We start from the raw sequence: 368 nt of genomic DNA on the forward strand, positions 1-368 counted from the left end.
TGTTGATTTCCACTGAGAAGTGACCCGGGTAGGGCGTAAATTTCCACTGAGAATTGACCCATGTTGAACTCGTCCCTGGCTTTGACAAGCGAGGGTATATGGAGTGTTGGACATGGCGTTATTGAGCGTTATCCGGCGCTGGCATTTTCGCGATCATCTACCGATCCGGGAGATAGCGCGGCGCACCGGACTATCACGCAACACGATCCGCAAATATTTGCGGTCCGAGACGATCGATCCGCGGTTCAAGGTGCCTGATCGACCAAGCAAACTGGACCCATTTGCTGAGCATGGTGACACGCCTCGAAGAGGAGACCCGGATCGGCAAAGGCGGGACCCTGGCGGCGCAGCTGTCGCGGCTCGACCTG

1 pseudogene is annotated in these 368 nt (G+C 56.8%); it reads left to right on the forward strand.

The window, feature by feature from the left end:
• Positions 1-112: 112 nt before the first annotated feature.
• Positions 113-368: pseudogene (locus LL253_RS19695) on the forward strand (winged helix-turn-helix transcriptional regulator); the annotation flags it as partial.

It is taken from the genome of Sphingobium soli (genome assembly GCF_020782245.1).
GTDB lineage: Bacteria > Pseudomonadota > Alphaproteobacteria > Sphingomonadales > Sphingomonadaceae > Sphingobium > Sphingobium soli.